The organism is Thermopolyspora flexuosa (assembly GCF_006716785.1).
In the GTDB taxonomy this organism is placed as follows: domain Bacteria; phylum Actinomycetota; class Actinomycetes; order Streptosporangiales; family Streptosporangiaceae; genus Thermopolyspora; species Thermopolyspora flexuosa.
Genome location: NZ_VFPQ01000001.1, coordinates 3,050,154 through 3,075,969, shown reverse-complemented (window position 1 = coordinate 3,075,969; position 25,816 = coordinate 3,050,154). Strand labels below are relative to the sequence as shown.

Here is a 25,816-nt window from a genome sequence, read left to right as displayed (position 1 = left end):
TTCACAGACGTAGGGCCGGATGGTGGAGGGCCGGGGTCCATACGTCCCGCACCATCGACCGCAAGCGCCGCACGCACCCTGACCGCTCGTTACGACCTGATCCGCGGCGTCGCTCGCCGCGGAGAAAATCGGCGATCAGTGTGGTGGAGAACGTGAACGAACGATCATCCCGCCCGGAGACCGGTCTCACCGGCCGGATATTGGCGAGCCCGTATCGCTTCCGGGCCGAGTGGATCGCGGATGGCGACAAGGTCGTCGCCCCGATTCCGGAGTCGGCGATCACACAAGGAGATCTCGCGAACCGGATCGAGTCGGCGGCGCGCTTCATCAGGGTCGGTCACGGGATGGTCGTGCGACTGGACGCGGCTGACGATGTGGATCCGCACGGTGTGCAGGTACCGTTGACCGATCGGCATCTCATCGACAGCCCGCCTGGTCAACCTGTTAACGCGCTGGTGGTCCTCGCTGACCTGTCAGGAGCGATCCTCCTCACGGATGACGGATATTCGCTCGTGGCCGGGAGCGCGGTTTTCGTTGACATTTGCGTGGGGCGGGGAATCGACGAAGCCAAGGCAGGATTCGCGAGATATGCAAGAAGAACCGGCAGGCCCGGGCCCCTTGCGGTCTCAAGAGAATACCCTCCATTGTGGACCGCATGGCGGGCGCCCTCGCAGGTGGCTCCTGGTACGAATACCGCCAGGCAGCTGGAGTTGATGAGGCGCTATGTCGCGGGAGATATCTCGGGGCCCGAGTTCCGCCGGGCATGGTTGCAGGCCCGGACCAACGCACTGATCGCGGGCGAAAGGGTGGCGGGGCGGTTCGAGCGGATTCTCCATGACGTGTTCTATGCTCTCGACGAATACGTGCCCGACCCTGAGATCCGTTGTCCGCGGGATCTTGATGACCACCTATTGTGGGGCATTGTGAACGACGCGTTGCTTCGGCTGGAGGAGCTGCGCTGACTCCAGCCGTGTCCCCTCGATGACGATGATGAGGTTATTTCGGGCTTCGCCCGGCGGCATGTCCCGACCGCGGAGCCGGGCCGGCGACGGTAGGTAGCGCCGCGGACCGGCCGGAGCCCGGAAGGCCCGGGTTCGCCAAGCCTCATAGCCGTGTCGTCCGCCGCGGAATGCGGGGGTCGCGCGCCGCAGGCACTCGAGAGGCATGCGCGGTGATCGGGGCGGTGACGCGTAAAGGTCGGCTGAGCGACCGATCCGAGCGTTGACGGAGGCGAACAGCGCCGCCAGGGCGGTGCCCCCCGAATTCATCCGGTGCCCGGCTACCTACGGGTGGTGCGGGTAGGGGCGGTGGTCATGGGAGGCACCGTCGAGAGGGGAATGCGATGAGGCTGTTCGCGCGTCCGCACCAGCTGCCCGGCCGGCTCGCCGCGGGGGCGGTGATCCTCAACTCGGGTCTCGGCAAGGCCCGTGCGGACGAGAAGACGGCGACCGAGCTGCACGCGATGGCCAAGGGGACCTATCCCTTCCTGGAGAACATGGACCCGGTGCGGTTCACCCGGCTGCTCTCCAAGGTCGAGATCGCCCTGGGTACGGCGTTGCTGGTGCCGTTCGTACCCGGCCTGCTGGCCGGGGCCGGGCTGAGCGCGTTCGCGGGCGGGCTGCTCGGCCTCTACCTGCGGACGCCGGGGATGCGCGAGGAGCACACGCTGCGGCCCACCGAGCAGGGCACGGCGCTGGCGAAGGACGTGTGGCTGCTCGGTATCGGCCTCGGCCTGGTGGTCGAGGAGCTGGGCGCCTGCCGTCGGTCCGGCTGAGCCGGGGCCGTACCCGCGGCGGCCGGCCTGGCGGCGGCGTGGCGACGGGCCGCCACGCCGCCGGTTCGACGGCGGGCCGTCACAGGTACAGCCCGGTCTCCTCGGGTTCCGTGCTGCGGCCGATGGGCCGTCCGGCGAGCAGGGCGTACAGCTCGGCGAGGGTCGCGCCCTGGGCCGGGACGCGGGTGACGAGCTCGGCGGGGGAGACCGCGGGCGCCTCGCCGTTCGGCGAGCCCTCGGCGTCCGCGCCGGTCGCCGGGCGCGAGGTCAGCCAGGACACGGCCTCCTCGTAGGAGAGGCGGCCCACCTCGATCTCGGCGAGGCAGCGGCCCGGCCGGGTGACCGCGGGGTGCAGGTGGGAGATGGGCTCGTTCGTGGTGATCGCGACGAGGATGCGGCCGCCCTGGCCGAGCAGGCCGTCGGTGAGGTTGAGCAGCCGGGACAGGCCCTGGCCGGTCACCTGCTTCGCGCCCGCGCGGATGAGTTCGTCGCAGTCCTCGAGCACGAGCAGCCGCCACCGGTCCTCCTCCCTGCCGCCGTCGTCGAGGACCACCTCCATCAGGTAGCCGGGCTCGCCGAACAGGCTCTCCGGGTCGAGCACGCAGTCGGTGTGGCACCACGAGTGCCACTCGCGCGCCAGCGTGCGCAGCAGGGTGGTCTTGCCGGTGCCCGGCGGGCCGTGCAGCAGCAGCAACCGCCCCATCGACTCGGAGGGGGTGAGGGTGAACAGCCGGTCCAGCTCGCCCTGCGCGGACCGCGGGTAGTTGCCGCGGATGGACTCCCAGGTCGGGGCGGTGATGGGCCGGTGGGAACGCTGGAGGACGCCGCCCGACCAGTGCAGGAAGCCCATGGTGACGTGGTCGGTCACCGGCGGGGGCTCGGTCGCGTCGCGGATGCTCTCCTCCAGTACCCGCCGCGCCACGTCCTCGGCGGCGGCGGTCACCAGGACCGAGGCCGTCCTGTCCCAGCGCCGCACCGCGCGCAGCAGCCAGCCGTCGCCGCAGGCGAGCCGGGACTCGTTGCCCTTGCGCTGGATGCTGACGCGCAGCAGCCTCGCGTCGGCCGGCATCAGCGGGGCGTCCGGCCGTACCCGCTCAAGCTGGGCGGACATCGCCCAGGGCAGCTCGCCGGCCGCGAACGGGGAGATCGCGAGCGCGTCGATCACGTCCAGCGGGTCGTCGGTGTCGTCGAGCCATATCCGCATGGGCAGCGACGCGGCGTCCAGGGGCGCCTGCTTCGGTTGCGACATGGCATCCATGATCCTGCGCCCGGGCTCGCCGCGTCGAACGCATTAGTACGGCGAGCCGCGGGTGTCCGGCGGGGCGGTTCGGGCGGTGGACCGGGACGCGGGGAGGGGAGAGGTGGCCGCGGGTGGGCCGCACGCCGATGATTTCCGGCCCTGGGAAAACACCGGGGATACGCCGCCGGAAATCGCGACGAGCATCGCCCGCTTCACCGTGGACGAGGATCGGCGGCGGGCCGATTATCGAGTTACGGACCTGCCGGTCCGGGTCCCTGCGGGCACCGGTTAAGGACAGCCGATAATTGCGGACAAGCGCGGACGCGCCCGAGATGGCCGGGCAAGGAAAACCTGAAATCGCGTGACGGCCGACGGGCCGGTATCGCCGATCGGCCGTCTGCTGATCGTGCTGATCTGCGAGAACATGTCGATGGCCGGGCCGCGACACTCCTTCGTCGGCCGCGACCGCGAGTGAAGATGAATCCTGATAAGGAATTACATTTCCCGCTGGCTGTCCTGAATGTGAGGATGGCGAGTAATTTCCGATATAACGATTCGCGGGTGGTGCGCATTAGTCTGTGCGCATGGCGAAACACGGCGAGGCGATAGACCGTTCCCTCGACGGCTGGACAAGGGAGGAATTCACCGCTCACGGCATCACCCGCCCCATCCTGCGACGCGGTTCCGGCCCCGGGCTCATGCTGCTTCCCGAGCTGCCGGGCGTGACCCCCGAGGTGCTGACCCTCGGCAACCGGCTGGTCACGGCCGGATTCACCGTGGTCGTCCCCGCCCTGGTCGGGGTCCCCGGCCGCCCGCGCACGACCGCCTCCGCCGTGCTCGCCACCGCCCGGGTCTGCCTGTCCCGCGAGTTCCGCGCCCTCGCCCGCGACGCGGAGCGGCCGGTCGCCGGCTTCCTGCGCGCACTCGCCAAGCACCTGCACGGCGAGGCCGGTCACCAGGGCGTCGGCGTCATCGGCATGGACTTCTCCGGCGGCCTCGCGCTCGCCGCCGCGACCGAGCCCGCCGTACTCGCCGCCGTGCTCAGCGGGCCGACCCTCCCGCTCGCCCCGACCGGCGCCGCCCGCCGCGACCCGGGCTGCTCGGCCCGGGAACTCGCCGAGGTACGGGCCCGCGCGCGGCGCGGCGAGCTCCGCGTGGCCGGGCTGCGCTTCTCCCACGACCGGCGGTGCCCGCCGGAGCGGCTCATCGGGCTGCGCCGCGTGCTCGGCGCCGCCTTCGACCTCATCGAGATCGACTCCGGACCGGGCAACCCGCACGGGCTCCCGCCCGACGCCCACCACGTGCTCACCGAGGGCTACGTGGACCGGCCCGGGCACCCGACCGTCCAGGCACTGGCGCGCGTGGTGACCCTCATCCGCTCCCGCGTCGCCCCCGAGGAGCCCTAGACGAGCGGCCGACCACCCGGGCCGCTCGCGCTGACGGCTGATCGATCGCCGTGCCGTACCGGCGGCCGGGCGCGGCGCCGCTTGGACCGGCGGAACGCCGCGGCGGCGAGTACGGCCAGGGCGGGGAAGGTGAGCGTCGCCCCCGCCGCCCAGTCGGCCACACCGGTCCACAGCCAGCCTGCGAAGCCGCAGGCCGCGGCGATGAGCAGGGCGGCCCTGCGCACCCCGGTCACGCCGGTCAGGCCGGGTCGCCGGGGTCCGCGACGGGGAGGCCGACGTGCCGCTCCAGGCGTTCGAGCCGCTCGAGCAGCGGCGCCAGCTCCCGCCGTACGCCGGCGGCCACGGCCGCGCCCGCGCCGGGGGATGCGGCGGCGGTCGCGCCGGTCTGGGCGCGCAGGTGGACGTATCCGGCCAGGGCCGCGGTGACCGCCCGGCGGGTCAGGCGCATCTCGGCGCCGAGCCCGCGCAGGATCCGCCCGCCGGCACCGTCGGGTTCGGCGATCAGGCCGAGCAGCAGGTGCTCGCAGCCCACGTAGTTGTGGCCGAGCGCGGTCGCCTCGGTGACGGCGAGCTCCAGGGCGTTGGCCGCGTCGGGGGTGAAGCGCCGGGCGCCGTCCGGCACGCCGGAATCGGGCGCGGCGGCCGCGCCGCCGTTCCCGCCGTGAGTGGCCAGGGCCTCCTCGATCCGAGCCGGGTCGATGTCGATCGCCCGCAGCACGTGCAGGGCGAGGTTGGTGCCCTCGGCGACCAGCGCGCCGAGCAGGTGCTCGGTGCCGACACCGGGCGCTCCGGCCGCCCGCGACCGCTCCACGGCGAGCTTGAGGACCTGCCGGGTGCGCTGGGTGCACTGGCCGAGCAGCTCGGTGGCGTCGCGGTCCTCCAGGTCGCCCATCGCCACCTCCCGGATCGCCGTCACTCGGCGAACCGCCTGCTCGAGCGCCCGCTGGCACACGGCCGAGACGGGGATGTTCGCCGCCTTGACCGCCTCCGCCAGATCGTCCGGCAGATAGACGTTGATCTTCGGCATCACCGCGGCCCTCTCTGGGGTTACATATTGGGGTTATAAACGGGTTACACGCACACTGTAACCCCAACATGCCCCCTGCGTCCTCGGCGTGCCGGAACGCTCGTGGCGAACACGGACAGGCCGCGCGGTGAAAGATTCCGGCACGGACCGCTCCACGAAAAGCCGAGGTGGCCGGAGCCGGAAAGGGCCCGGCGCTTCGCCGGACCCGGTGTCCGGAATGTTGGTAACGTCGCGTTCGTGCGCACGATCGACTGGGTCGACGGAGCCATCGAGCTCATCGATCAGACCCGGCTGCCCGACGAGTGTGTGACGCTGCGCATCGAGACCGTCGACGAACTGATCGACGCGATCCGCCGGCTGGCCGTACGCGGTGCGCCCGCGCTCGGCGTGGCCGGGGCGCTCGGCGTCGCGCTCGCCGCGGCGACGTGCGCCGACCCGGCCGAGGCGGTCGCCCGGCTGCGTGCCGCCCGCCCGACCGCGGTCAACCTCGCCTGGGGCGTCGACCGGGCGGCGGCCCATCTGCCCGACCTCGCCGCCGTGCTCGCCGAGGCGCTGCGGATCCGCGACGACGACATCGCCGCCTGCCGCTCGATGGGCGAGTACGGCGCGGACCTGCTCGCCGAGCTCGCCCCCACGCCGGTGCGCGTCATGACCATCTGCAACACCGGCGGCCTCGCCACGGTCGAGCGCGGCACCGCGCTCGGCGTGGTGCGGACGCTGCACGAGCGGGGAGTGCTCGCCGAGGCGATCGCGCTCGAGACCCGGCCGCTGCTGCAGGGCGCGCGGCTCACCACCTGGGAGCTCGCCCGCATGGGCGCCCCGCACCGGCTCGTCGTCGACGCGGCCGGGCCGTACCTGCTCGCCCAGGGGTACGCCGACGCCGTGCTGATCGGCGCGGACCGGATCGCGGCGAACGGCGACACCGCCAACAAGATCGGCTCGTACGCGCTCGCGCTCGGCGCGCGGCGGGCCGGGGTGCCGTTCATCGTGGTCGCCCCCGAGAGCACGGTCGACATGGCCACCCCGAGCGGGGACGCCATCGCGATCGAGGACCGGGGCGCGGCCGAGGTGGTCGCGGTCCGGGGCGTACGGCTCGCGCCGCCCGGCACCGAGGCGATCAATCCGGCCTTCGACGTCACCCCGCACGATCTCATCACCGCGATCGTCACCGACCGCCGGGTGATCCGCCTCGATCGCGGTGAAACCCTCACCTCCGTGCCACATGGGGAACGTCGACACAAGGCTGTTTCGTAATCGCCTCGTCACGTAGAGTAGATATATTCCCCCGATATAGGAGACATCCCCGTGAGCATCGACCTCGTGTCGCGCCAGGAATGGGGAGCCCGTCCTCCCAAGGGCTCCTACACGACCCTGCGGTCCACCAAGGGGGTCAAGGTCCACTACACCGGAAGCCGCGTCGACCCGGCGATCCTCGACGACCACGCCAAGTGCGCCGCCCTGGTGCGGCAGATCCAGAACGGCCACATGGACGGCAACGGCTGGATCGATATCGGCTACAACCTGGCGGTCTGCCCGCATCGCAAGGTCTTCGTGGGCAGGGGGCCGAACCGCTTACCCGCGGCCAACGGACCCGGCCTCAACACCGGCCACTACGCGGTGCTGGGCCTCGTCGGCTCGTCCGGCCTCGTCGAGCCGACGGACGCCATGCTCCACGGCATCCGCGACGCGATCGAGTACCTGCGCCAGGTCGGCGGGGCGGGCCAGGAGATCAAGGGCCACCGCGACGGCTACGCCACCGAGTGCCCCGGCGAGCGCCTCTACGCCTGGGTACGGCGCGGCGCACCCCGCCCGGTCGGCGAGGAGCAGCCCGGACCGGGCACGGGCGCCCCGCCGTGGCCGGGCCGCCTGCTGCGCTACCCGCCGGTGATGTACGGCGACGACGTGCGCGCCTGGCAGCAGCGGCTATGCGAGCTCGGCTACGAGCTCGAGGTGGACGGCGCGTACGGCCCGCAGACCCGCGAGGTCACGATCACCTTCCAGCGTGACCGGGGCCTGACCGTGGACGGCATCGTGGGGCCGGAGAGCTGGAACGCGGCCTTCGCCGAGGTCTGACCGCACAGCATCCGGATATAACAGGCGGCGAGCTGGAAAATCGGACGAAATACCCGGACAGTGCCGCTGAAATGAGGGCATTTGCCGGGACGGGCCGGAAACCGACCCCGCGGTCGGTCGGGGTTTCGGACGTGCCTACTATCCAGGCATGACAGTGCCGTCCCAGGACCTTCAGCTCGCCGCCGACTTCCCGCCGGCCACCAGGGACCGCTGGCGAGAGCTCGCGCTGGCGGTACTGCGCAAATCCGTCGGCGTGGCCGATCCGGAACAGGCGCTCGCCACGCACACCTACGACGGGATCACACTGCGCCCCCTCTACGACATCGACGACCTGCCCGACCGACCGGCCGGTCTGCCCGGGCTGCCGCCGTACACCCGGGGAGCCCGGCCCGAGGGCGGGGTCGTCACCGGCTGGGACGTGCGGCAGCGGCACGCCCACCCCGACCCCGCGGTCACCCGCGACGCCGTGCTCACCGACCTGGAGAACGGCGTCACCTCGCTGTGGCTCGTGCTCGGCGAGGGCGCGCTCGACCCGCCCGCGCTGCCCACCGTGCTCGACAAGGTCCACCTCGACCTCGCCCCCGTCGTGCTCGACGCGGGCGTGGCCACCGCCGAGGCCGCCGAGACCCTGCTCCGCCTGCTCGCCGAGCGGGGCGTGGTCCCCGCGGGCGGCAACCTCGGCGCCGACCCGATCGGCCTGCGCGCCCGGCTCGGGACCGTCCCCGACGGCGCCGGCCTCGACCTCGCGGTACGGCTCGCGCGCCGCTGCGCCGCCGACCACCCCACGCTGCGCGCGATCACCGTGGACGCCACGCCGTACCACGACGCGGGCGGCAGCCACGCCGAGGAGCTCGGCTGCTCGATCGCGGCCGGGGTCGCCTACCTGCGCGCGCTCACCGACGGCGGGCTGAGCGTGGCCCAGGCGCTCGGCCAGCTCGAGTTCCGCTACGCGGTCACCGCCGACCAGTTCCTGTCGATCGCCAAGCTGCGCGCGGCCCGCCTGCTGTGGGCGCGGGTCGCCGAGGCGTGCGGCGCGCCCGAGCACGGCGCGCAGCGCCAGCACGCGGTCACCTCCTCGCCGATGATGACCGTGCGCGACCCGTGGGTGAACATGCTGCGCACCACCGTGGCCTGCTTCGCCGCGGGCGTGGGCGGCGCGGACGCGGTCACCGTGCAGCCGTTCGACGCGCGGCTCGGCCTGCCCGACGCGTTCTCCCGGCGCATCGCCCGCAACACCTCGCTGCTGCTGATCGAGGAGTCCGGGGTGGGCCGGGTGATCGACCCGGCCGGGGGCTCGTGGTTCGTGGAGCGGCTCACCGTCGAGCTCGCCGAGAAGGCCTGGGAGTGGTTCCAGGAGATCGAGCGCGCCGGGGGCGCGATGGCGGCGCTGGACGAGCTGATCCCGCGGCGGCTCGCCGGCACCTGGGCGCGCCGCGCCGAGGCGATCGCGCACCGCCGCGACCCGATCACCGGGGTGAGCGAGTTCCCCAACCTGGAGGAGCGGCTGCCGGAGCGCGAGCCGTACCCGCCGCGACCCGAGACGGCGGGTGGGCTGCCCCGGGTGTACTACGCCGAGCCGTTCGAACGGCTCCGCGACGCCTGCGACCGGCTGCCCGAGCGGCCGAAGGTGTTCCTCGCCACGATCGGCCCGATCGCCGCGTACACGGCCCGGTCGACGTTCGCCGCCAGCCTGTTCCAGGCCGGCGGCATCGCCACGGTGGAGGCCGGGCCGGGCACCGACCCGGCGGCGATCGCCAAGGCGTTCCGGGAGAGCGGGGCGCGGGTCGCCTGCCTGTGCTCGAGCGACGCGCTGTACGCCGAGCACGCCGCGGCGGTGGCGGCGGCGCTGCGCGAGGCCGGGGCGATACGTGTCTGGCTCGCGGGCAGGGATGTTTACGACGGAGTGGACGGCAACGTGTACACCGGCTGCGACGCGATCCACGTACTCAACACCACCCTCGACGACCTGGGAGTGACGCGATGAGCTCCGGCACCTCGGCACGCATTCCGGACTTCTCCGAGGTCGAGCTGTTCGCCGGTGCCGGGCGGGCGCCGGTCGACGGGGAGCGCTGGGCGCGCGCGGTGCGCGAGGCGACCGGCAAGGACCCCGAGGACCTGGCCTGGGAGACCCCCGAGGGGATCGCGGTCCGGCCGCTGTACACCGCCGCCGACCTGGAGGAGATCACCGCCTCCGGCGAGTACGGCCTGGCCACCTATCCGGGCATCGCCCCGTACCTGCGCGGGCCGTACCCGACGATGTACACGACCCGGCCGTGGACGGTCCGCCAGTACGCCGGGTTCTCCACCGCGGAGGAGTCGAACGCGTTCTACCGCCGCAACCTCGCCGCCGGGCAGAAGGGCCTGTCGGTCGCGTTCGACCTCGCCACCCACCGCGGCTACGACTCCGACCACCCCCGGGTCGCCGGGGACGTCGGCATGGCCGGGGTGGCGATCGACTCCATCTACGACATGCGGCAGCTCTTCGACGGCATCCCGCTCGACAAGATGAGCGTGTCGATGACGATGAACGGCGCGGTGCTGCCGGTGCTCGCGCTCTACATCGTCGCCGCCGAGGAGCAGGGGGTGAAGCCCGAGCAGCTGTCCGGGACCATCCAGAACGACATCCTCAAGGAGTTCATGGTCCGGAACACCTACATCTACCCGCCCGGGCCGTCGATGCGGATCATCTCCGACATCTTCGCCTACACCTCCCGGAACATGCCGAAGTTCAACTCGATCTCGATCTCCGGCTACCACATCCAGGAGGCGGGGGCGACCTGCGACCTCGAGCTCGCCTACACGCTCGCCGACGGCATGGAGTACCTGCGGGCGGGCATCAACGCCGGGCTCGACATCGACGCGTTCGCGCCGCGGCTGTCGTTCTTCTGGTGCATCGGCATGAACTTCTTCATGGAGGTCGCCAAGCTGCGCGCCGCCCGGCTGCTGTGGGCGAAGATCGTCAAGGGATTCGGCGCGAAGGACCCCCGGTCGCTGTCGCTGCGCACGCACTGCCAGACCTCCGGCTGGTCGCTCACCGCGCAGGACGTGTTCAACAACGTGGTGCGCACCTGCATCGAGGCGATGGCCGCCACCCAGGGGCACACCCAGTCGCTGCACACCAACGCGCTCGACGAGGCGCTCGCGCTGCCCACCGACTTCTCCGCCCGGATCGCCCGCAACACCCAGCTCCTGCTCCAGCAGGAGTCCGGCACCACCCGGGTGATCGACCCGTGGGGAGGCAGCGCGTACGTCGAGCGGCTCACCTACGAGCTCGCCCGCGCCGCCTGGGCGCACATCCAGGAGGTGGAGCGGGCCGGCGGCATGGCGAAGGCGATCGACGCGGGCCTGCCGAAGCTGCGCATCGAGGAGGCCGCCGCCCGCACCCAGGCGCGCATCGACTCCGGCCGCCAGCCGGTGATCGGCGTCAACCGGTACCGGGTCGCCGACGACGTGCCGGTCGAGGTGCTCAAGGTGGACAACACCGCGGTGCGCGCCGCCCAGATCGAGAAGCTGCGCCGGCTGCGCGCCGAGCGTGACGAGGGGGCGGTGACCGCCGCGCTCGACGCGCTCACCCGGGGCGCGGCGGGCGACGCGAACCTGCTCGAGCTCGCCGTCGAGGCGGCCCGGGCGAAGGCGACGGTGGGGGAGATCTCGGCCGCGCTGGAGAAGGTGTTCGGCCGCCACGAGAGCCCGATCCGTACCATCTCAGGTGTGTACCGGGAGGAGGCGGGCGAGGCGGAGTCGATCCGTCGGGTGCGCGAGGCGTGCGACGCGTTCGAGCGGGCCGAGGGCCGCCGGCCGCGCATCCTCGTGGCGAAGATGGGTCAGGACGGCCACGACCGCGGCCAGAAGGTGATCGCCACCGCGTTCGCCGACCTCGGGTTCGACGTCGACGTGGGCCCGCTGTTCCAGACCCCGGAGGAGGTGGCGCGGCAGGCCGTCGAGGCCGACGTGCACGTGGTGGGCGTGTCCACGCTCGCCGCCGGGCACCTCACCCTCGTCCCGGCGCTGCGCGACGCGCTCGCCGAGGCCGGGCGGGACGACATCATGATCGTCGTCGGCGGGGTGATCCCGCCCGCCGACTTCGACGCGCTGCGCGCCGCGGGCGCCGCGGCGATCTTCCCCCCGGGCACCGTGATCGCGGACGCGGCCCTCGACCTCCTCAAGGAGCTGAGCGCCCGGCTCGGCCACGGTGAGCTCACGGCATGACGGGCGGCACCACCGGACGCCCGCGCACCCCCTCGGTCGAGGAGTACGTCCAGGGGGTGCGCGAGGGGTCGCGCGCCTGGGTGGCCCGGGCGATCACCCTGGTCGAGTCGAAGCGGCCCGACCACCGGGAGATGGCCCAGCGCATGCTCGTCGAGCTCACCCCGCTCGCGGGCAAGGCGCGGCGGGTCGGCATCTCGGGCGTGCCCGGCGCGGGCAAGTCGACGTTCATCGACGCGCTCGGGGTACGGCTCACCGCCGAGGGCCACCGGGTCGCCGTGCTCGCCGTCGACCCGTCCTCCACCCGCACCGGCGGCAGCGTGCTCGGCGACAAGACCCGGATGACCCGGCTCGCCGTCGACCCGAACGCCTTCATCCGCCCCTCGCCGAGCGCGGGCACGCTCGGCGGGGTGGCGAAGGCCACCCGCGAGGCGATGGTCGTGGTGGAGGCGGCGGGGTACGACGTGGTGCTCGTGGAGACCGTCGGCGTCGGCCAGTCCGAGACCGCGGTCGCCGACATGGTCGACACGTTCCTGCTGCTCACCCTCGCCCGCACCGGCGACCAGCTCCAGGGCATCAAGAAGGGCGTGCTCGAGATCGCGGACGTGATCGCGGTGAACAAGGCGGACGGGCCGCACGAGGCCGACGCCCGCAAGGCCGCGCGCGAGCTCGCCGGCGCGCTGCGCCTGCTGCGCACCGGCGAGGGCGCCTGGCAGACCCCGGTGCTCACCTGCAGCGGCAAGGAGGGCACCGGCCTGGACGAGCTGTGGCGGACGATCGTACGCCACCAGGAGGCCCTGGAGGCGTCGGGCGAGCTCACCGCCAAGCGCCGCCGCCAGCAGGTCGGCTGGACCTGGGCGCTCGTGCAGGACCGGCTCATGACCGCGCTGCACGAGCACCCCGAGGTGCGCGCCATCTCCGCCCAGGTGGAGCGCGAGGTGCTCGACGGCACGCTCACCCCGTCCCTCGCCGCCGACCGGCTGCTCGCCGCCTTCTACGGCACCGGCCGCTGAGGCCGAGCCGTATCGGCCGCCCGCGCCGTCACCTGCGGGCGGCCGCGGCGGCGTGCGCGCGAAGCGCCCGCGCCCGGCCCGGATCCACGCCGCAAATGGCGATCTTCACTCCACAGCGTGTCAAACGGTACGTTATTTCACATCAGTCACAAGTAGATCGTCGGTAAAGCGAGCGAGCCGAGGATGGACATCAACACCGCCCTGAAGGAAATCATGGCGATCGACGGGGCGCTGGGCGCGGCACTCGTCGACTTCGAGACCGGCATGTGCCTGGGTTCCGCAGGCGGTGGCGACGGCCTCGACATCGAGCTCGCGGCGGCCGGGAGCACCGAGGTGGTGCGCGCCAAGGTGCAGACGCTCGCCGCGCTGGAGATGGACGACGAGGTCGAGGACATGCTCATCTCGCTCACCCGCCAGTACCACGTGATCCGGCGGGCCTCGCACGCGAGCACCTCGGTCTTCCTCTACCTGGTCCTCGACCGGGAGCGCGCCAACCTCGCCCTCGCCCGGCACCACCTGCGCCGCATCGAGGGCGAGCTCGTCATCTGACCGCCACGCGCCGGCCCGGTACGGCGCGGCGGCATGCCGTACCGGTCAGGCCGACTCGGCGACCGCGAGCGAGCGCCGGCGGTCGGCGGGGATGACCAGGGGGGTGCCCGCCTCCGGGCAGGTGATCACCTGGCAGGGCAGGCGGAACACCTCCTCGACCAGCTCGGCGGTGACGATCTCGCTCGGCGCGCCCTGCGCGATCACCCTGCCGTCCCGCATCGCGATCAGGTGCGTGGCGTACCGGCAGGCGTGGTTGAGGTCGTGCAGCACCGCGACGAGGGTGCGGCCCTCCTCGTGCAGCCGCGCGCACAGGTCGAGCACCTCGATCTGGTGGGCGATGTCGAGGTAGGTGGTCGGCTCGTCGAGCAGCATGATCGGGGTCTCCTGGGCGAGCACGAGCGCGAGCCACACCCGCTGCCGCTGCCCGCCGGAGAGCTCGTCGACCGGCCGGTCGGCGAGCTCGGCGATGCCGACCGCCTCCATCGCGGCGGTCACCGCGCGCTCGTCCTCCCGCGACCACTGCCGCAGCAGCCCTTGGTACGGGTACCGGCCGCGGCCGACCAGGTCGGCGACCGTGATGCCCTCGGGCGTGATCGGCGTCTGGGGGAGCAGGCCCAGCCGCCGCGCCACCTGCTTGGCCGGGAGGTCGCCGATCGGGTTGTCGTCGAGGTAGACGATGCCGGCGCGCGGCTTGAGCAGCCGGGCGAGCGCCCGGAGCAGCGTCGACTTGCCGCACGCGTTCGGCCCGACGATGACCGTGAACGACCCGTCGATGATCTCGACACCCAAGTGCTCGGCCACCACGCGCTGCTCGTAGGCGAGCGTGAGGTCGGTCGCGCGCAACCTGCTCATGTACGTCCCTTCCGTCCTGCGCCCCGCGGTGACCGCGGCCGTGGCGAGCCCTCTGGGACTCGCGGGGTACGGGTGACGACCCCTGGCGAGGGCAATCAGGATTAGCTTAGCCTAAGCTAACTAACCACCGATATTGCGGGTTACTAAGGGGAAAACCGTAAAAAAGGGGCGCTCGGGCACGAGACGGATTCACGGATCCTTCCACTATGCGGGAAGGCGGCTAGCCGCCGGGGCGAGGTGACGCAAATCTCATTCCAACGGTCTCGCCGTGTGAAGTCCGTGAACAGTGAGAACCAGGGAGCCGGTCGTGCGAATCAATACCCCCCAGCTCTTCGACCGCAGATCCTTCCTCAAGAACTCCGCTCTCGCCTTCGCTGCCGCCACGGTGGGCTCCGGCGTGCTCGTCGCGTGCGGCTCGGGCGACTCCGGCTCGAGCGGTGGCGGTAGCGGCGGCGGCAACGAAAAGGTCACCTACCTCAGCATCCTGCCGCTGGAGACGCTCTCCCTCGCGCCCGAGCTGCTCGGCGTCGCCGGCGGCTACTTCGCCAAGCACGGTCTCGACGTCGAGCTGCAGGCGACCAAGGGCTCGGCGCAGGCGATCCAGACGCTGCTGTCCGGCGTCGGCCTGGTCACCCGCATCGGCCAGATCGACCTGATGGCCGCGGTGACCAAGGCGAACCAGCCGCTGGTCAACATCGGCACGCTCAACCGCACGACCATGCTGCGGTTCGTCTACAGCAAGAAGAACCACCCGATCGAGAAGCCCGAGGACATGGTCGGCAAGACCATGGGCGTGCCGTCCGAGGGCGGCACCAGCGACAACGTGGTCTCGCTCGTGCTCGCCAACGCGGGCATCGACCCCGGCAAGGTCAAGCGCCAGGTCGTCGGCCTCACCCCGGGCACGTTCAACCTGGTCGAGCAGGGCCGGATCGTCGGCTACGTGGTGAGCACGGACACCGCCAACATCCTCAAGGCGCAGAACCCGGACGTCGGCGTCTTCGAGCCCGCCGAGTGGGTCAAGGCCGACTCGCAGGTCTACGCGACCACCAAGTCGGCGCTCCAGGAGAAGGGCGAGACGATCCGCAAGTTCATGGCCGGCCTGCGCGACGCCGTGGCCGCGATGGTCGCCGACGAGAGCCTCGACGAGACGATCAAGGTGCTGCGCAGCAAGTACTCGTTCAGCACGCTCAACGACGACAACATCGCCAAGCAGAGCCTGCAGATGGCCCGGGAGAGCTGGCTCGGCGACGAGGGCCCGGACAAGCTGCTCGTCACCAACGAGGAGCGGTGGGCCGCCGGGTACAAGGAGCTGGCCGACGCCGGCATGGTGCCGGGCGGCGCGGACCCCAAGCCCTGGTTCGACAACAGTTTCCTGCCGAACGCCTGAGCGCACGGGCAGGCCGGGGAGACGGCCGGAAGGGCCGGCGGCACGTGGGGACGCCGGGCCGCCTCCCCGGTCTGTGCGGGCCCGCTCCGCGCACCCGGGGCGGGCCCGCCGTACGGCCCGGGCACCGGTACGGCACGGCCGCAACAAGCCTTCCGATAAACGGAAGCCGGGCTGCACGAGCGCCCCCGCAGGCGTCACCCTTACAACGCGATAGACAGCCACATTTGGAGTGAAATGGAACAAAACGGCCACCCGGTGGCGGGCGACGCCCCCGCCCTCCGCAGCGATCTCCCCGTCGGCACCCCGCGCTGGGCCACCAGACGCGCCCAATGGTTCGCGCTCGGCCTCACCGACGCCGACCTGGCCAAGCCGAAGATCGCCGTGGTGAACTCCTCGTCCGGGCTGGCCCCCTGCTTCAGCCACCTCGACCCGATCGCCGCCGAGGTGAAGCGTTCCATCGAGGCCGCCGGGGGAGTGGCGTTCGAGATCCGCACCGTCGCCCCCACCGACTTCCTGATGAGCCGCGGCGGCAGCGGCGGCTACGTGCTGTCCGGCCGGGACCTGCTCGCCGCCGACATCGAGGCGGTGGTCGAGGGCGCCCAGCTCGACGGCATGGTCTGCCTCGCCTCCTGCGACAAGACCACCCCCGGCCAGCTCATGGCCGCCGCCCGCATCGACGTGCCCACCCTCGTCCTCCCCTGCGGCTACCAGAGCAGCGGCCACCTCGACAACGGCGAGCACGTCGACATCGAGGAGGTGTTCCTCAAGTCGAACCACCTCAAGTTCGGCGGCGTCACCGTCGAGGACCTGTGCCGGATGAGCGAGCGGGCGATCACCAGCCCCGGCGTGTGCTCCGGCATGGGCACCGCGAACTCCATGCACATCGTCGCCGAGGCGCTCGGCATGACGCTGCCCGGCACCACCCCGGTCCGCGCGAACAGCGAGCCGATGTGGCGCGCGGTCCGGGCGAGCGGCGAGACGATCGTGAACGCCGTGCTCGCCGGCCGCCGCCCGCGCACCATCCTCACCCCGGACGCGTTCGCCAACGCGGTGATGACCGCGCTCGCGATCAGCGGCTCGATCAACACGGTCAAGCACCTGCAGGCGATCGCCCGCGAGGCCGGCCTCGACCTCGACGTCTACGCCCTCTTCGAGCACTACGCCGACACGATCCGCCCGCTCGCCGCGGTCCGCCCCAACGGCCCGGACACGATCGAGCGGTTCGAGGACGCAGGCGGCGCCCTCGCCGTGCTCAAGCAGCTCGGCGACGCGGTCATCGGCTCGGCCGTCACGATCACCGGCGAGACCATGGCCGAACGCGTCGCCCGCGCCGAGGTGCGCGACGCGACCGTCATCCGCCCGCGGTCGAACCCGTACTGCGACCACCCGACCATCGTCGTGGTGCGCGGCACCCTCGCCCCCGGCGCCGGGATCGTCAAGCTGTCCGCCGACGAGGACCGCCCGATGACCTTCGAGGGCCCGGCCCGGGTGTTCGACGACGCCCCGTCCGCGATCGCCGCGATCGAGTCCGGCGGGGTACGGCCCGGCGACGTGATCGTGCTGCGCGGCCTCGGCCCGGTCGGCAACCCCGGCATGGGCATGGCCTCCCAGCCGGTGTTCGCCCTCGACGGCGCCGGGCTCACCGGCAAGGTCGCCGTGATCACCGACGGCCAGCTCTCCGGCCTGGTGAACAAGGGCATCGTCGTCGGAGAGGTGTCGCCCGAGGGCGCGCTGCCCGGCCCGCTCGGCGTGGTGGCCGACGGCGACCGCATCGCCATCGACCTGCGCGCCCGCCGCGTCGACCTGCTCGTCGACGAGGCCGAGCTGGAGCGCCGCATCCGGGAGCGCGAGCCGCACCGCACGCCCGGCGACAGCTCGAGCTGGCTGTCCGTCTACGCCCGGTCGGTCGAGCCGCTGCCCCGCGGCGCCACGCTGCGCGGCAACGCCCTGCCCACCGCCTGACCACCCGTCCCGCCCCCGTCCGACCCGTGGTACGGCACGGCGGTGCCGTACCCGCCTGGAGAACCGATGCCCCACGAGCTCACCGAGCTGAAGGTCAAGACCGTCACCAAGCCGGCCGGCGACCCGGCCGAGGAGCTGACCGCGGACGTCTGCGTGGTCGGCGCCGGCATCGCTGGCCTGTCCGCCGCGATCGAGGCCCGCAGGCTGGGCCGCAGCGTGGTGCTCGCCGACGCGCTGCCGGTCCTCGGCGGCCAGTGCGTGAACTCGCTGATCGGCCTGTTCTGCGGCGTGTACGGCAACGCCCCCGAGTACCACCGGCTCACCCACGGCATCTTCGACCGGATGTTCGCCGACCTGGAGAAGACCGGCGACATCGCCTACAACCGGCGGCACACCATCACCGTGGCGTACGACGAGGTCGTGCTCGGCCGGTGGATCGAGAACCTCGTCTACGACCTCGGCATCCAGGTCGTGCTCGGCGCCTCGGTGCTCGCCGTGGAGAGCGACGTCGACGCCGCCACCGGCGAGCGGCGCCTGGCCGCGGTCACCTTCGCCACCCGCCACGGCAGGGTCCGGGTGCGGGCCGAGGGCTTCGTCGACGCGAGCGGCGACGCCGCGCTCGCCTGGGAGGCGGGCCTGCCGTGCCGCATCCCCGAGCGCACCATCTGGGGCTCCCAGCAGGTCCGGGTGGAGAACCTCCGCCCCGAGCACCGGCCCGAGCCCGCCGAGCTCGTCGCGGCGATCAAGGCGAACGCCAAGCGGTACGACCTGCCCCGCCTGGAGGGCCTGGCGTTCTTCTTCCAGGGCCGCGACTGGGCGGTGCTCAACATGACCCACGTCGAGGCCCCGCTGGAGGCGGTGCGCGCCTCCCGCGCCCAGCTCGAGGGCCGCGCCCAGGCCGACCGGGTGGTGGAGTTCCTGCGCAACGAGTTCCCCGAGACCTTCGGCGAGGCCCGGGTCCGCTCCTACGGCTTCCCCGGCCGCCGCCAGACCCGCTGGCTCGCCGCCGTCCACCAGCTCACCGTGGACGAGGTGCGCTCCGGCCACCGCTTCGCGGACGCCGTGGCCCGCACCTCCTGGCCGATCGAGCTGCACGACCGCGTCGAGGGCTACGTGTGGGAGGAGTTCGGCCCCGACCACGTGCACTACGTGCCGCTGCGCAGCCTGCTCGCGCCGGGCGTGCACAACATGGTCGCCGCCGGGCGGTGCGTGGACGGCGACGCCGCGGCGCTGTCGAGCGTGCGCGTCATGGGCCCGTGCGCCGCGATGGGCTTCGCCGCCGCCCACGCGCTCGACCTCGCCTCGGGCGGCGGCAGCGTGCACGAGATCGACATCGCCGCGCTGCGGGAGCGGGTGCACGAGAACGTCGACGCGTGACGGGAGGCGCGGATGAGGCTGGCCGACGACGAGAAGGCGATGCTCGACGGCGCCGAGGGCCCGGCCGTCGCCGCCGCGATGGACCTGCTGGTCCGGTACGGCGAGGCCCTCGGGGCCGAGCGGCTGTGCAATGTGCGCAACGTCGCCGGGACGATGACCCAGCCGACACCGGCGAAGGCGAAGCTCGTCCGCGAGTACGGCTGGCACAAGGCCTTCGCCGTGATCAACCTCGACAGTGACGGCGACTTCGAGATCCCGCACATGCGGGTGCCCACCTGCCAGCTCCAGCACGGGTTCGGCGAGGACGCGCTCGGCGTCACCCCGTACCCGGCCGAGCTGGTCCGGATCCAGCAGGACGCCGAGGCGTTCTACGGCCCGCGCGGGGTGAACATCCTCGCCACCTGCACGCCGTACCAGGTGGGGAACCTGCCGGTGCGGGGCGAGCACTGCGCCTGGATGGAGTCCTCCGCGGTCGTCTACGCCAACTCGGTGCTCGGCGCCCGCACCAACTGCGAGGGCACCGCCTCCACCGGCGCGGCGAGCCTCACCGGCAAGATCCCCTGCTGGGGCAACCACCTCGACGAGAACCGCCTCGGCACCCACCTGATCGAGGCGGCCGTGCCGGTCGATTCGTTCCGCGACTGGGGCATGTTCGGGTACTTCGTCGGCGAGGTGGTGCAGGAGAACCGGCCGGTGGTCACCGGCACCCTCGGCCACCCCGACCTGACCGACCTCAAGCACTTCGGCGCGGCCACCGCCTCCTCCGGCGGCGTGGAGCTCTACCACATCCCCGGGATCACCCCCGAGGCACCGACCCTCGAGGCCGCGTTCGGCGGTGCCGTACCGTCCGAGAAGATCGTGTACGGCGAGCGGGAGCGCCGGCACGTCTACGAGACCCTGAACAACCAGGGCGAGTCGACCGACGTCGACTTCGTGCTGCTCGGCTGCCCGCACGCCTCGCTCGACCAGATCGCCAAGGTGGCCCACCTGCTGGAGGGGCGGCGGCTCAACCCCGGCACCGAGCTGTGGATCATGGCGCCGCGGGCGCTGCGCACCATGGCCGACCGCAGCGGCTACACCGAGATCATCGAGCGGGCGGGCGGCAGGGTGCTCACCGACTCCTGCCCGGCCATGTCGCGGGTGGCGCCCGAGGGCACCCGGGTGTTCGCCACCGACTCGGCCAAGCAGGCCCACTACCTGCCCGCGATCCTCGGCATCGAGGCGTGGTTCGGCACGCTGGAGGAGTGCGTGGACGCCGCCGTCACCGGCGTCTGGCGAGGGGAGCTGTGATGATCGAACTGCGCGGCCGCGGCATCGTCCCCGGCGTCGTCACCGGCGAGGCGCTCGTCTCCCACGAGACCATCTCCGGCTGGGGCGGCATCGACCCGGCCACCGGCACGATCATCGAGCGGCGGCACGAGCTGTGCGGCGTCTGCTTCACCGGCAAGGTGCTCGTGTTCCCCGGCGCGAAGGGCTCCTCCGGCTGGTCCGGGTTCTTCCAGAGCACCCGCCTGCTCGGCACCGCGCCGCTGGCGATGGTGTTCACCACCGTCTCCACCAAGTCCGCCCTCGGCGCGGTGGTCACCCGCGTGCCCGCGGTCACCGACCTCGACCAGGACCCGGTCCAGGTGATCCGCACCGGCGACCGGGTCACGGTCGACGGCGACCGCGGCCTCGTGATCGTCCACCGCTAGCGACCGGCCGCCCGCCGTACCCCCGGGCGGCGGGCGGCGTCGCGGGCGAGGTCAGCGGTCGATGCGGGCGATGCCGCACATTCCCGGCAGTTTCTTGAGCTCGGCGGGGTCGCCCAGGGCCACCACGTTCTCGCTCTCGGCGAGCCCGTTCGGCCGGTCGGGGGGAGTCCACTCCCCGATGCGGGTGAGGCCGCAGCCCACGGGGGTGAGGCCGGCGAAGAAGCCGCGGACCTCCTCCTCGGTCCGCGGACGCCCGCCCGCGTTGTTCTGCCGGTAGATCGCGGTCGCCTGCTCGGTCCGCTCGTCCTTGAGCGCGTGCGAGATGGCGAGGTAGGAGCCGGACGGGAGGGCGTCGCAGAGGGTCCTGACGATCTCGTAGGCCCGCTCGTTGTCGTCCACGAAGTGGAGGACGGCCACGAGGAGCAGGCCGACCGGCTTGGAGAGGTCGAGGTGCTCGCGCAGCTCGGGCCGGTCGAGCACGGCCTTGGGGTCGTGCACGTCACCCGTAAGAAAGATCGTGTTCGGGTCGGTGGCGAGCAGCGCCTCGGCGTGCACGCGCACGAGTGGGTCGTTGTCGACGTAGACGACCCGGGCGTCCGGGTCGATGGCCTGGGCGACCTCGTGGACGTTCTGCTGGGTGGGCAGTCCGGAGCCGATGTCGAGGAACTGACGTACGCCCGCCTCCTCAACCATCCAGCGCACCGTCTCGACCAGGAAGCGCCGGTTCAGGCGAACGCCGATCCGGGTCTCCGGCATCAGCTTGAGGACCTGCTCGGCGACCTCCCGGTCGACGGCGTAATTGTGCTTGCCGCCCAGGTAGAAATCCCACATCCGGGCGACGTGCGGCTTGGTGATGTCGACGTCGGGCGAGGGCGGCCGCTCCTCGGCCTCCTGCGCCGCCTGCTCCGGCGCGGAACCCGGTAAACCGACATTGCCCGTCTCGATCTGCGACACGACGACCTCCCGGCTGACTCCCGGCCACAACGGCCTTTGTTTTTCAATGACGTACCGGATGTATCCGCCTTCACGGATGTCGATCACCAGCCCCGCCGAGCGGCCATCCGGTGGCGGGGCGGCTGAACGCCAGGGGTACGGAGGCCGTCATGGCGGGAAGGTGCCGTTTCTCAGTGGTCGATGCGGGCTATGCCGCACATTCCAGGCAGTTTCTTGACCACGGCGGCATCGTCCATGGATATGACGTTGTCGCCCTCGGCGAGCCCGTTCGGCCGGTCGGGGGGCGTCCAGTCCGCCATGCGGACAAGGCCGCAGCCCACGGGGGTGAGGCCGGCGAAGAACCCGCGGATCTCCTCCTCGGTCCGCGGACGCCCGCTGAGGCTGGCGCGTCGGTAGATCGCCCTCGCCTGTTCCGTCGACTCTTCCTTGAGGGGATGCGAGATGGCGAGGTAGGAGCCGGAGGGGAGGGCGTTGCAGAGGGTTCTGACGATGTCGTAGGCCTGCTCGTTGTCCTCGGCGAAGGGGAGGACGGCCACGAGGAGCAGCGCGATCGGCTTGGAGAAGTCGAGGTGCTCGCGCAGCTCTGGCCGAACGAGCAGGGCCTGGGGATCGCACAGGTCGCCCTCGAGGACGATGGTGTTCGGGTCGGTGGCGAGCAGCGCCTCGGCGTGCACCCGCACGAGCGGGTCGTTGTCGACGTAGACGACGCGGGCGTCCTTATCGATTGCCTGGGCGACTTCGTGGACGTTCTGCTGGGTGGGCAGGCCGGAGCCGATGTCAAGGAATTGGCGCACGCCCGCCTCCTGGATGAGCCAGCGCACCGTCTCGATGAGGAAGCGCCGGTTGATCCGAGCGGCGATCGGGGCCTCGGGGAACACCTTGACGACCTGGTCGGCCATCTCCCGGTCGACGGCGTAGTTGTTCTTGCCGCCCAGGATGTAGTCATAGATCCGGGCGATGTGCGGTTTCGAAATGTCGATCTCGGGCGAGGGCGGCCGCTCCTCGACCTGCTCCGCAGCTGCCGTAGGCGTCCGCTCCTCGTCCTCGGCGAGGGGACCCGGTGAGCCCACGTTGCCCGTCTCGCTCTGTGTCACGACGACCTCCCGGCTCGGGGTGGCGCCTTCCTTGGCGCTCCGGATGTACCGGATATATCGGCGATCTCAGATTTGATCATTATTCACCGCTTGGCGGTTGGGTGCGGCATAACACCTGAAGAACGGACTTACGACGTCGCCGTGACGCGGAAGACCGCCGTACTCAGCGGTCGATACGGGCGATGCCGCACATGATCGGCACGGTCTTGACCACATCGGGGTCGTCCAGGCTCACCACGTTGCCGCCGCCCTCGAATGCGGGCGAGCCCTCCGGAGGAGTCCATTCGGATATGTGGACGACGCCGCACCCCACGGGCGTGAGGCCGGTGAAGAGGGCGGTGATCTCCTCCCGGGTCCGCACCCGCCCGCTGGCCTGGGCGCGCTGGTAGATCTCGCGTCCCTTCGCCCACTGCTCCTTCGTCGACTCGTCCTGGAGGGCGTGGGAGATGGCCACGTAAGAGCCGGACGGCAGGGCGTCGGAGAGGGTCTTGACGATGCGCTGCGCCTGGTCGTCGTCCTCGACGCAGTGGAGCACGGAGACCAGCAGCAGCCCGACCGGCCGGGAGAGGTCGAGGTGCTCGCGCAGCTCGGGCCGGTTGATCAGGTCCTCCGGCTCGCACAGGTTGCCGGTGAGGAAGATCGTGTTCGGCTCGGTGGCGAGCAGCGCCTCGGCGTGCACCCGCACGAGCGGGTCGTTGTCGACGTAGACGACCCGGGCGTCCGGGTCGACGGCCTGGGCGACCTCGTGGACGTTCTGCTGGGTGGGCAGCCCGGAGCCGATGTCGAGGAACTGCCGGATGCCCGCCTCCTGTGCCATCCAGCGCACCGATTCGATCAGGAACCGCCGGTTCATCCGGGCGGCGATCCGTCCCTGGGGGAACAACTTGAGCATTTGCTCGGCGGCCTCCCGGTCGACCGCGTAGTTGTGCTTTCCGCCCAGGTAATAGTCGTACATCCGGGCGACGTGCGGCTTGGTGATGTCGACGTCGGGTGCGGGCGGCCGCTCCTCGAGATGCTCCGCCGCTGCCGACGACCGCTGCTCGTCCTCGGCGAGGGGGCCCGGTGAGCCTACGTTGCCCGTCTCGCTCTGTGTCACGACGACCTCCCGGCTCGAGGTGACGCCTTCTGTGGCGCTCCGGATGTACCGGATAAATCGGCTATCTCAGATGTTGATCATTATCCGGCTCCGGGTGGCCGTGTGGCGGCAAAACGCCTGAAGGACGTACTCGCGGGAGGTCGCCGTGACGCGGAAGGTGCCGTCCTCAGCGGTCGATGCGGGCGATGCCGCACATTCCCGGAAGTTTTCTGAGTACGTCGGAGTTGCCCAGCGAAACGACGTTGTTGCCCTCGGTGAGCCCGTTCGGCCGGTCGGGGGGAGTCCAGTCCGCCATGCGGACAAGGCCGCGGCCCACGGGGGTGAGGCCGGCGAAGAACCCGCGGATCTCCTCCTCGGTCCGCGGATGGCCGCTGAGGCTGGCGCGCCGGTAGATCGCGCTCGCCTGGTCCATCGTCTCTTCCTTCAGGGTGTGGACGATGGCGAGGTAGGAGCCGGAGGGGAGGGCGTCGCAGAGGGTCTTGACGATGTCGTAGGCCTGCTGGGTGTCCTCGATGAAGTGGAGGACGGCCACGAGGAGCAGCGCGATCGGCTGGGAGAAGTCGAGGTGCTCGCGCAGCTCGGGCCGGTTGAGCAGGGCCTGGGGATCGCGCAGGTCGCCCTCGAGGACGATGGTGTTCGGGTTGGTGGCGAGCAGAACATCGGCGTGCACGCGCACGAGCGGGTCGTTGTCGATGTAGACGACGCGGGCGTCCTTGTCGATGGCTTGGGCGACCTCGTGGACGTTCTGCTGGGTGGGCAGGCCGGAGCCGATGTCGAGGAACTGCCGGATACCGGCCTCCTGGACGAGCCAGCGCACCGTCTCGATGAGGAACCGCCGGTTGATCCGGGCGCCGATCGGGGCCTCCGGGAACACCTTGAGGACCTGCTCGGCCATCTCCCGGTCGGCGGCGTAGTTGTTCTTGCCGCCCAGGAAGTAGTCGTAGATCCGGGCGACGTGCGGCTTGGAGATGTCGATCTCCGGTGCCGGCGGCCGCTCCTCGACCTGCTCCGCCGGTGCCGACGACCGCTGCTCGTCCTCGGCGAGGGAACCCGGCGAACCCACGTTGCCCGTATCACTCTGCGACACGACGACCTCCCGGCTCGAGACGGCGCCTTCTTGGATGCTCCGGACGTACCGGAAATATCGGCGACCTCAGATGTGATCATTATTCACCGCCGAGCGGTCATGTGCGCCATGACGCCTGAACCTTGCGCTGTGGAAGCCGCCGTGTGGAGGCAGCACCGTCCTCAGCGATCGATGCGGGCGATGCCGCACATACCCGAGAGCCTCCGGAGCGCGGCCGGGTCGTCAACGGCGACAACCTTGCGGTCTCCTGCGTGGTCGATCGACTTGCCGGGGACAGTCCAGTCGGCGAGGTGGACGAGGCCGTCGCCTACCGGGGTGAGGCCGGTGAAGAAACCGAGGATCTCGTCCTTGGTACGGGGGACCGCGCCGAAGCCGGGGCGGCTGTACATCGCGCGTGCCTGGGCCGCAGGTCCCTCCTGCTTCTCGTCCTTGAGTACGTGCGAGATGGCGAGGTAGGAGCCGGGCGGGAGGGCGTCGCAGAGGGTCTTGACGATGCGGTAGGCCTGCTGGGTGTCCTGGATGAAGTGGAGGACGGCGACGAGCAGGAGCGCGATCGGCTGGGAGAAGTCGAGGTGGTCGCGCAGTTCCGGACGGTTGAGCAGAGCCTGCGGGTCGCGCAGGTCGCCCTCGAGGACGATGGTGTTGGGGTCGGTGGCGAGCAGTGCCTCGGCGTGGACGCGCACCAGAGGGTCGTTGTCGACGTAGACGACCCGGGCGTCCGGGTCGATGGCCTGGACGACCTCGTGGACGTTCTGCTGGGTGGGCAGGCCGGAGCCGATGTCGAGGAACTGACGAACGCCGGCCTCCTGCGCCAGCCAGCGCACCGCGTCGATGAGGAACCGCCGGTTCGCCCGCGCACCGACACGTACGTGTGGGCTGGCCGCGAGAACCTTCTCCGCGGCCTCCCGGTCCACGGCGTAGTTGTTCTTGCCGCCCAGGATGTAGTCGTACATCCGCGCGATGTGCGGCTTGGTGGTGTCGATTTCCGGAGCGGGCGGCAGTTCCGCGGCGTCATCCGCCGGAAA

23 protein-coding genes are annotated in these 25,816 nt (G+C 71.5%); 14 read left to right on the top strand and 9 right to left on the bottom strand.

Translation table 11 applies throughout. From position 1 onward, the window contains the following. The first annotated feature begins 152 nt into the window (after window positions 1-152). Window positions 153-962, top strand: coding sequence for a colicin immunity domain-containing protein (locus FHX40_RS13025; protein ID WP_170198825.1), 810 nt, complete (start codon window positions 153-155; stop codon window positions 960-962). Between the two features lie 380 nt (window positions 963-1,342). Next, window positions 1,343-1,774 carry a hypothetical protein gene (locus FHX40_RS13020; RefSeq protein ID WP_142259853.1) on the top strand — a complete coding sequence of 144 codons (432 nt, stop codon included), beginning with the start codon at window positions 1,343-1,345 and terminating at the stop codon, window positions 1,772-1,774. A 79-nt stretch (window positions 1,775-1,853) separates the two neighbouring features. Here FHX40_RS13020 and FHX40_RS13015 read toward each other — a convergent pair whose 3' ends face one another. Then, the gene (locus tag FHX40_RS13015) at window positions 1,854-3,023 is read right to left on the bottom strand and encodes a DUF5925 domain-containing protein (protein ID WP_229788285.1); all 1,170 of its coding nucleotides are present in this window, start codon (window positions 3,021-3,023) and stop codon (window positions 1,854-1,856) included. Between the two features lie 575 nt (window positions 3,024-3,598). Between FHX40_RS13015 and FHX40_RS13010 the strand changes: the two genes are divergently transcribed. Beyond that, entirely contained in the window at window positions 3,599-4,420 is an 822-nt protein-coding gene (locus FHX40_RS13010; protein WP_142259852.1) for a dienelactone hydrolase family protein, read from the top strand. Here the strand turns inward: FHX40_RS13010 and FHX40_RS13005 are convergent. Both FHX40_RS13005 and FHX40_RS13000 read right to left on the bottom strand, forming a co-directional pair. Next, complete coding sequence (locus tag FHX40_RS13005; RefSeq protein ID WP_142259851.1) at window positions 4,417-4,653, bottom strand: hypothetical protein; 237 nt, start codon at window positions 4,651-4,653, stop codon at window positions 4,417-4,419. The two genes, FHX40_RS13010 and FHX40_RS13005, sit on opposite strands and share 4 nt — an antisense overlap. Before the next feature lie 5 nt (window positions 4,654-4,658). Beyond that, window positions 4,659-5,447, bottom strand: a complete 789-nt coding sequence (locus FHX40_RS13000; RefSeq protein ID WP_142259850.1) for a Clp protease N-terminal domain-containing protein — start codon at window positions 5,445-5,447, stop codon at window positions 4,659-4,661. A gap of 237 nt (window positions 5,448-5,684) precedes the next feature. Between FHX40_RS13000 and mtnA the strand changes: the two genes are divergently transcribed. The 6 genes from mtnA (at window position 5,685) to FHX40_RS12970 (ending at window position 13,288) form a co-directional block, all read left to right on the top strand. Beyond that, window positions 5,685-6,701: an S-methyl-5-thioribose-1-phosphate isomerase gene (mtnA, locus tag FHX40_RS12995; protein WP_142259849.1), complete on the top strand. Its 1,017-nt coding sequence runs from the start codon at window positions 5,685-5,687 to the stop codon at window positions 6,699-6,701. 51 nt (window positions 6,702-6,752) lie between these two features. Further along, window positions 6,753-7,520: a peptidoglycan recognition protein family protein gene (locus tag FHX40_RS12990; protein WP_142259848.1), complete on the top strand. Its 768-nt coding sequence runs from the start codon at window positions 6,753-6,755 to the stop codon at window positions 7,518-7,520. Between the two features lie 148 nt (window positions 7,521-7,668). Beyond that, entirely contained in the window at window positions 7,669-9,504 is a 1,836-nt protein-coding gene (locus FHX40_RS12985; RefSeq protein WP_142259847.1) for a methylmalonyl-CoA mutase subunit beta, read from the top strand. Continuing rightward, window positions 9,501-11,729, top strand: coding sequence for a methylmalonyl-CoA mutase (gene scpA, locus FHX40_RS12980; protein WP_142259846.1), 2,229 nt, complete (start codon window positions 9,501-9,503; stop codon window positions 11,727-11,729). Before FHX40_RS12985 ends, scpA begins: the two co-directional genes overlap by 4 nt. Then, the gene (meaB, locus tag FHX40_RS12975) at window positions 11,726-12,739 is read left to right on the top strand and encodes a methylmalonyl Co-A mutase-associated GTPase MeaB (RefSeq protein ID WP_142259845.1); all 1,014 of its coding nucleotides are present in this window, start codon (window positions 11,726-11,728) and stop codon (window positions 12,737-12,739) included. The genes scpA and meaB overlap by 4 nt, the downstream gene beginning before the upstream one ends. 183 nt (window positions 12,740-12,922) lie before the next feature. After that, window positions 12,923-13,288: a hypothetical protein gene (locus FHX40_RS12970; protein WP_142259844.1), complete on the top strand. Its 366-nt coding sequence runs from the start codon at window positions 12,923-12,925 to the stop codon at window positions 13,286-13,288. A gap of 45 nt (window positions 13,289-13,333) precedes the next feature. On the opposite strand, the gene FHX40_RS12965 is transcribed toward FHX40_RS12970, so the two are convergent. Then, entirely contained in the window at window positions 13,334-14,140 is an 807-nt protein-coding gene (locus tag FHX40_RS12965) for an ABC transporter ATP-binding protein (protein WP_142259843.1), read from the bottom strand. Between the two features lie 307 nt (window positions 14,141-14,447). Here FHX40_RS12965 and FHX40_RS12960 point away from each other — a divergent pair, with 307 nt between their 5' ends. The 5 genes from FHX40_RS12960 (at window position 14,448) to FHX40_RS12940 (ending at window position 20,560) form a co-directional block, all read left to right on the top strand. Further along, complete coding sequence (locus FHX40_RS12960; protein WP_142259842.1) at window positions 14,448-15,527, top strand: ABC transporter substrate-binding protein; 1,080 nt, start codon at window positions 14,448-14,450, stop codon at window positions 15,525-15,527. Between the two features lie 234 nt (window positions 15,528-15,761). Further along, window positions 15,762-17,489, top strand: a complete 1,728-nt coding sequence (locus tag FHX40_RS12955) for a dihydroxy-acid dehydratase domain-containing protein (RefSeq protein WP_142259841.1) — start codon at window positions 15,762-15,764, stop codon at window positions 17,487-17,489. A gap of 66 nt (window positions 17,490-17,555) precedes the next feature. Continuing rightward, on the top strand, window positions 17,556-18,866 hold the full coding sequence (locus FHX40_RS12950; protein ID WP_142259840.1) for an FAD-dependent oxidoreductase: 1,311 nt from the start codon (window positions 17,556-17,558) through the stop codon (window positions 18,864-18,866). 12 nt (window positions 18,867-18,878) lie between these two features. Next, on the top strand, window positions 18,879-20,156 hold the full coding sequence (locus FHX40_RS12945) for an aconitase X (protein WP_142259839.1): 1,278 nt from the start codon (window positions 18,879-18,881) through the stop codon (window positions 20,154-20,156). Continuing rightward, a complete protein-coding gene (locus FHX40_RS12940) occupies window positions 20,156-20,560 on the top strand; it encodes an aconitase X swivel domain-containing protein (RefSeq protein ID WP_142259838.1) in 405 nt (134 codons plus the stop codon). Before FHX40_RS12945 ends, FHX40_RS12940 begins: the two co-directional genes overlap by 1 nt. 51 nt (window positions 20,561-20,611) lie before the next feature. Here the strand turns inward: FHX40_RS12940 and FHX40_RS12935 are convergent, their stop codons facing one another. The 5 genes from FHX40_RS12935 to FHX40_RS12915 form a co-directional block, all read right to left on the bottom strand. After that, window positions 20,612-21,514: an SAM-dependent methyltransferase gene (locus FHX40_RS12935; protein ID WP_229788283.1), complete on the bottom strand. Its 903-nt coding sequence runs from the start codon at window positions 21,512-21,514 to the stop codon at window positions 20,612-20,614. Between the two features lie 170 nt (window positions 21,515-21,684). Beyond that, on the bottom strand, window positions 21,685-22,608 hold the full coding sequence (locus FHX40_RS12930) for an SAM-dependent methyltransferase (RefSeq protein ID WP_170198824.1): 924 nt from the start codon (window positions 22,606-22,608) through the stop codon (window positions 21,685-21,687). Between the two features lie 163 nt (window positions 22,609-22,771). Further along, window positions 22,772-23,704, bottom strand: coding sequence for an SAM-dependent methyltransferase (locus tag FHX40_RS12925; RefSeq protein WP_229788281.1), 933 nt, complete (start codon window positions 23,702-23,704; stop codon window positions 22,772-22,774). 166 nt (window positions 23,705-23,870) lie between these two features. Next, on the bottom strand, window positions 23,871-24,791 hold the full coding sequence (locus FHX40_RS12920; RefSeq protein WP_170198823.1) for an SAM-dependent methyltransferase: 921 nt from the start codon (window positions 24,789-24,791) through the stop codon (window positions 23,871-23,873). Window positions 24,792-24,952: 161 nt separating this feature from the next. Beyond that, window positions 24,953-25,744, bottom strand: coding sequence for an SAM-dependent methyltransferase (locus tag FHX40_RS12915; protein ID WP_229788278.1), 792 nt, complete (start codon window positions 25,742-25,744; stop codon window positions 24,953-24,955). Between the last annotated feature and the right edge of the window lie 72 nt (window positions 25,745-25,816).

Bases quoted from the DNA above. Each gene is read 5' to 3' on its own strand.
- FHX40_RS13020 (WP_142259853.1), top strand. From the start codon at position 1,343: ATGAGGCTGTTCGCGCGTCCGCACCAGCTGCCCGGCCGGCTCGCCGCG.
- FHX40_RS13015 (WP_229788285.1), bottom strand. From the start codon at position 3,023: ATGTCGCAACCGAAGCAGGCGCCCCTGGACGCCGCGTCGCTGCCCATG.
- FHX40_RS13010 (WP_142259852.1), top strand. From the start codon at position 3,599: ATGGCGAAACACGGCGAGGCGATAGACCGTTCCCTCGACGGCTGGACA.
- FHX40_RS13000 (WP_142259850.1), bottom strand. From the start codon at position 5,447: ATGCCGAAGATCAACGTCTATCTGCCGGACGATCTGGCGGAGGCGGTC.
- FHX40_RS12985 (WP_142259847.1), top strand. From the start codon at position 7,669: ATGACAGTGCCGTCCCAGGACCTTCAGCTCGCCGCCGACTTCCCGCCG.
- scpA (WP_142259846.1), top strand. From the start codon at position 9,501: ATGAGCTCCGGCACCTCGGCACGCATTCCGGACTTCTCCGAGGTCGAG.
- meaB (WP_142259845.1), top strand. From the start codon at position 11,726: ATGACGGGCGGCACCACCGGACGCCCGCGCACCCCCTCGGTCGAGGAG.
- FHX40_RS12970 (WP_142259844.1), top strand. From the start codon at position 12,923: ATGGACATCAACACCGCCCTGAAGGAAATCATGGCGATCGACGGGGCG.
- FHX40_RS12965 (WP_142259843.1), bottom strand. From the start codon at position 14,140: ATGAGCAGGTTGCGCGCGACCGACCTCACGCTCGCCTACGAGCAGCGC.
- FHX40_RS12955 (WP_142259841.1), top strand. From the start codon at position 15,762: ATGGAACAAAACGGCCACCCGGTGGCGGGCGACGCCCCCGCCCTCCGC.
- FHX40_RS12950 (WP_142259840.1), top strand. From the start codon at position 17,556: ATGCCCCACGAGCTCACCGAGCTGAAGGTCAAGACCGTCACCAAGCCG.
- FHX40_RS12945 (WP_142259839.1), top strand. From the start codon at position 18,879: ATGAGGCTGGCCGACGACGAGAAGGCGATGCTCGACGGCGCCGAGGGC.
- FHX40_RS12940 (WP_142259838.1), top strand. From the start codon at position 20,156: ATGATCGAACTGCGCGGCCGCGGCATCGTCCCCGGCGTCGTCACCGGC.
- FHX40_RS12915 (WP_229788278.1), bottom strand. From the start codon at position 25,744: ATGTACGACTACATCCTGGGCGGCAAGAACAACTACGCCGTGGACCGG.